6 protein-coding genes are annotated in these 4841 nt (G+C 71.1%); 2 read left to right on the top strand and 4 right to left on the bottom strand.

The annotated features are described in order from the left end of the window. Positions 1-73: 73 nt before the first annotated feature. Positions 74-703: a metallophosphoesterase family protein gene (locus ACRDSQ_RS16440; protein WP_431422154.1), complete on the bottom strand. Its 630-nt coding sequence runs from the start codon at positions 701-703 to the stop codon at positions 74-76. 35 nt (positions 704-738) lie between these two features. Further along, positions 739-1167 (bottom strand): DUF6292 family protein, encoded by a 429-nt coding sequence (locus ACRDSQ_RS16435; RefSeq protein ID WP_431422156.1) that lies wholly within the window; start codon positions 1165-1167, stop codon positions 739-741. Positions 1168-1391: 224 nt separating this feature from the next. On the opposite strand from ACRDSQ_RS16435, the gene ACRDSQ_RS16430 reads away from it, so the two are divergent. After that, entirely contained in the window at positions 1392-2546 is a 1155-nt protein-coding gene (locus ACRDSQ_RS16430; RefSeq protein ID WP_431422152.1) for an extracellular catalytic domain type 1 short-chain-length polyhydroxyalkanoate depolymerase, read from the top strand. Positions 2547-2555: 9 nt separating this feature from the next. Here ACRDSQ_RS16430 and ACRDSQ_RS16425 read toward each other — a convergent pair whose 3' ends face one another. After that, positions 2556-3587: an alpha/beta hydrolase gene (locus ACRDSQ_RS16425; RefSeq protein ID WP_431422151.1), complete on the bottom strand. Its 1032-nt coding sequence runs from the start codon at positions 3585-3587 to the stop codon at positions 2556-2558. A gap of 64 nt (positions 3588-3651) precedes the next feature. Next, entirely contained in the window at positions 3652-4323 is a 672-nt protein-coding gene (locus tag ACRDSQ_RS16420) for a response regulator (protein WP_431422149.1), read from the bottom strand. A gap of 50 nt (positions 4324-4373) precedes the next feature. Here ACRDSQ_RS16420 and ACRDSQ_RS16415 point away from each other — a divergent pair. After that, positions 4374-4841, top strand: a 468-nt coding sequence (locus tag ACRDSQ_RS16415; protein WP_431422147.1) for a hypothetical protein, incomplete at its 3' end; no start/stop codon positions are given.

The following is a 4841-nucleotide window of genomic DNA, read 5'->3' as shown; positions in this document are numbered from 1 at the left end:
ACGCGGCGCTGGTCGGCGGCGAGGAAGCGGTCGATCTCGTCGATCAGGACCGGCCACGCCGGCTCGTCGGCGGTCAGGATGTGGTTGCGGCTGTCGAGGAACCGCAGCGCCAGCCGATGCGGCCGAGCCGCAGGTCCAGGTCGGCCTCCTCCCGGTCCTCCGGGGTGTCCGCCCTGGCGAGCGTGCCGCGGCCGTAGGCGCCCACGAGGACCAGCCGCGAGACCCGCTCCGGGCCGCACCGCGTAGGCCATCGCGACCGCGCCGCCTTGGGACACCCCCAGCAGCGGGAACCGGTCGAGCCCGGCGGCGTCGACCACGAGTTCCAGATCGTTGCCCCAAGCGTCGAAGCCGAAGTCGTCGACGTCCCAATCGGACAGTCCAGATCGGCGTCCGGGAAGCGGCGACGCAGCCGAGCGGCGCGGCCGTCGGCTTTGCCGCTGTCGTGGATCATCTCCACCCGCAGCCCGTCCAGGTCGAGTTCCAGGATCTCCGGAGCGCCCCACGCGGCGACGTCGGGACCGTCGTTGTTGCCCAGCACGGCATGGACCGGGGCGAACGCGGCAAGCTCGTCGAGCACGGCGGCGGTGCACACGTCACCCGCGTGCAGGATCAGGTCGGCGCCACGCAGGTGCTCGGCGACCGCCGCGGGGCACCCCTTCCAGTGGCGGGGCGCGTGGGTGTCGGACCGGACGGCGACGAGCACACCACCATCCTGCCCGACAAGCGCGGGCCCGCCGGTCAGGCGGTCCGGGAGGTCGACGTGACCACGCCGCGCCCGAACGCGGCCAACTGCCCGGCCAGGTCGTCGTCGGCGTCCGCGCTGCGCAGCCGCACCGGGCGGATCGAGCCGACGGCGTCGCCTCGGCGCAGCCGGGCCACCCAGGCGGCGACCAGCGCCGGTGTCGGCAGCACGTCCTGCCCCAGATAGGCGACCACGATCAGGTCTTCCCCACTGTGCGTCTCGACCGCCGCCGCCCAGCCGCACTCCTCGTCCCACAGCAGCGCCACGTCCCGGTCCGGGAACCGCGGCAGTCGCCCGTCGAGGGCGAGATACACGCTCGCGGGGCGCTCCGCCTGCAGGTAGAAGGAGTTTCCGCGCAGCCCCAGTGCCCGCCGCACATACTCACGCAAACCACGCGCCAACGCGTCATCGAGGTCCGCTTCCATGCTCACCATCCGCGTCCGTCGGGTCTCTCACCGCCGGCTGTTCGACGTGCCCGCGGGATACCCCGCACGGGTGCCGGGAAACCAGTCGAGTGGTGTGACAGTCACCGCCGGTGGCTCTCGCCGACACCCGGCCGAGGTGGAAAGTGGTGTGGCGAACCAGAGCCGGCGAGCCCGGGCGTTCCTAGCATCGAGGACAAAGATCGCCTCAGCGTGGAGGTCGCGTCATGCCCGGTCGCCGGTCCGCCTACCCACCCGCCGCGATGCTCGCCGCCGCGGTGGCCGTCCTGTTCGTCGCCGCCCTGTCGTTGGTCGCCCGGCCGAGACCTGCCGAGGCCGCGACCCTGCAAGAGGTGACCGGATTCGGCACCAACCCGGGCAACCTGCGGATGTTCCGCTACGTGCCCACGGGCCTGGCCGCCGGCCGCCCGCTCGTCGTCGCCCTCCACGGCTGTACCCAGAACGCGGCCGGGTACGGTCCGGGCTCCGGTTGGACCCGGCTCGCCGACCAGTGGAAGTTCTCCGTGGTCTTCCCCGAGCAGAAGCAGGCGAACAACGCCAACTCGTGCTTCAACTGGTTCGAACCCGGTGACACCCGCCGGGACGCGGGCGAGGCGCTCTCCATCAAGCAGATGGTCGACCGGATGCGACAGGACCTCGGTGCGACGGCCGCCCACGTGAGCGGGTTGTCGGCGGGCGGGGCGATGACGGCGGTCATGCTCGCCACCTACCCGGAGGTGTTCGCCGGCGGGGGAGTGGTCGCCGGGCTGCCCTTCGGCTGCGCCACAACGGTTGCGTCGGCGTACAGCTGTATGAACCCGGGGGTGGACCTGACCCCGGCGCAGTGGGGCGACAAAGTTCGGACGGCTCACTCGGGGCATCGCGCGAAAGTGTCCATTTGGCACGGTTCGGCCGATGCGACGGTGCGGCCGATGAACGGGGTGGAACTCGTCGAGCAGTGGACGAATGTCCTGGGCACTGACCAGGTTCCTGAGGTGCGGGACACGGTTGGCGGTTACCCGCATCGGGTTTACGGCGGCGTCGTGGAGATCTACGACATCACCGGGATGGGGCATGGGCATCCGGTGGATCCTGGAACCGGTGGCACGCAGTGTGGGACGGCTGGGGCCTACGTGTTGGACGCGAACATCTGTGCTTCTTACCATCTGGCGCGGTTTTGGGGCCTGGTCACGTCTTCCGCGCCGTCGACGTCGCCCTACCTGGAGGTGGTGAACGGGACGGCCACTGATCATTACGTTGCCGGGCGGGTGACCGTGACTGAGTACAACGTGCTCGGCGCTCGATATGGCTACAACACCTCGTTCGCGTTGTATCGGTGTGTTGGAGGCTGGACTGACAAGTCGGACTGCTCGGCGCTGTGAGCTCGGCTGTCAGGAGATGCGTTCGGTCAGCCATGCCAGTGCGAGCGGGTAGCGGTATTCGATCGCGCCGTGTTTGCCCTCGAACAGTTCCAGCCGCACCACGTCGTCGCGTACGCCTGCCTTCGCCAGGGCTCGGCGGAAGGCGACCGCGCCGAAGTCGAGGTAGTACTCGTCCTGGGTGCCCGCGTCGATCCAGATCGCCTTGAGGGAGTGCAGGGCCTCGGCGAACTCGGGGCGGGCGGCCATGCGGACCGGGTCCCAGCGCAGCCAGCGGTCCCAGACCTCGGGGACGGTCGCTCCGATGTCGTCGAACGGGATGCGGACCGTTCCGTCCTCGTCGGCCGAGTAGCAGGAGGCGTAGCCGTACGTCTCGATGAGGGGGAAGTCGGTGTCCTTCGTCCCCACGATCCGGCCGCCGCGGAAGTCGGCGAGGAAGTTGTCGTATGAGCCGTCGTAGTTGTCGCGGAGCAGGCGGGCGACCTGGGGGAAGTCCTTTTGGTAGGTCGACTCGAACAACGCGTCCCCGGCATGGGTGGCCAGGGCGCCGAAGAGGTCCGGGCGCAGCATCGGGGTGATCATCGCGCCGTAGCCGCCGCTGGATTTGCCGGTGATCGCGCGGTGGGCCGTGGCGGGCATGGTGCGGTAGTGCTCATCCACCCACGGGACCACCTCGTCGCAGAGGTACGAGTGGTACTGGCCGGTGCCGGGGGAGTCGAGGTACTGGCTGCCGCCGACCGACGTCCACGCGTCGACGTAGACCACGATCGCGGGTGGGGCCTCCTCGCGGGCGAAGATGCCGTCGGCCAACTCGATGAACGGCTGCCGCCACGGGGTGCGGTTGCGCCACATCGCGATGTGGCCGGTGTAGCCCTGGATGACGTACACCGTGGGGTAGCGCCGGTCGCCCTCGTCGTAGCCGGGCGGCACGTACACCCACAGCGGCCGCTCATGCGGGTCGCCGAGTGAGTTGCCGCGCAGCAGGTCGCTGGCGAACACGTGCTCGTCGATCCGTCCGGCGAACTCGGCCGTCCACGGCAGCATGCGGGATCTCCTTTGATCGGGCGTCCCCACGAATTCTTTCGTGCCGCGCAACCGGATTGCTCGGTCAGCGCGGCTCGCCGGGTACGACGACACCGCGGTCGAAGGCGTAGACGATCGCGGCGGCCCGGTCGCGCAGGCCGAGTTTGCCGAAGATGTGCCCGATGTGGCTCTTCACCGTGACCTCGGAAATGCCCAGCCGCCGGGCGATCTCGGTGTTGGACCAGCCCCGGCCAAGCTGGCTCAGGACGTCGAACTCGCGCGTGGTCAGCTGCTCGCGGACCGCCGAGCTGTTGCCCGGACCGGGCGGGACGCTGCGATACGCGGTCAGGACCCGGCCGGTCACCGCTGGGTCCAGGCAGGCCCCGCCGGCGGCGACCGCCCGCACGGCGCTGATGAGATCCTCCGCGGGGGAGTCCTTCAGGATGAACCCGGCTGCGCCCGCCCGCAGCGCCCCGGAGAGCAGTTCGTCGTCGTCGAAGGTGGTCAGGACCAGCACCGGCGGGGGCTGCTCACCCTCACGCAGCCGCCGGGTGGCCTCGATGCCGTCCACCCGCTTCATCCGCAGGTCCATGACCACGACATCGGGATCGGTGGCGAGCGCGGCGGGCACCTCGTCGCCGTCGGCGCACTCGCCGACGATCACGAAGCCGTCCTTGCGCCGCAGGATCCGCCGCAGCCCCGAGCGCACCAGTTCCTGGTCGTCGACCAGCAGCACGCGGACCTCGTCGACGGTCACGGCGCCCTACCTGGACCCGGCGGCGCAGCGCGCACCAGGCGGGGCTGTCGATGCCGAGCGGGACGTCAGCGTGGACCAGCCAGCCGCGCGGCCCCGGACCGGCGTGCAGGCTGCCGCCGAGCAGGTCGGCCCGCCTGCGCATGCCCTCCACCCCGGAGCCCGGCTCGGTCGCGGCCGAGGGCCCGGCGGGCGCGTCGTTGCGCACCGACAGCGTGACCTGGGCCGAGCCGATGTCGAGGTCGACCTCGGCGGTCGCGTCCGGGGTGTGCTTGGCGACGTTGGCCAGGGACTCCTGGGTGATCCGGTACAGCCCGAGCCCAACCGACGGCGGCACGTCCGCCCCGTCGCCGCGGACCCGGTACTCGACCCGCAGCCCGGCGCGCCGGAAGTCGTCGACCAGGTCGCCGAGGTCGCCGATCCCCGGTTCGGGCCGGGTGCCCGACGGCCCGGCGGCGAGCAGGCCGACCGTGCGGCGGATGTCGGCCATGGCCTGGCGGCCCTGCCGCTCGGCGTCGGTC

It is taken from the genome of Actinokineospora sp. (assembly GCF_050699995.1).
Lineage (GTDB): Bacteria > Actinomycetota > Actinomycetes > Mycobacteriales > Pseudonocardiaceae > Actinokineospora.
Note: the sequence above shows the minus strand (reverse complement) of the source record. Positions and strands in the feature narration are given on the sequence as shown.

Coding starts and splice junctions, on each gene's coding strand:
- ACRDSQ_RS16425 (WP_431422151.1), bottom strand. CDS start 3,587: ATGCTGCCGTGGACGGCCGAGTTCGCCGGACGGATCGACGAGCACGTG.
- ACRDSQ_RS16430 (WP_431422152.1), top strand. CDS start 1,392: ATGCCCGGTCGCCGGTCCGCCTACCCACCCGCCGCGATGCTCGCCGCC.
- ACRDSQ_RS16435 (WP_431422156.1), bottom strand. CDS start 1,167: ATGGAAGCGGACCTCGATGACGCGTTGGCGCGTGGTTTGCGTGAGTAT.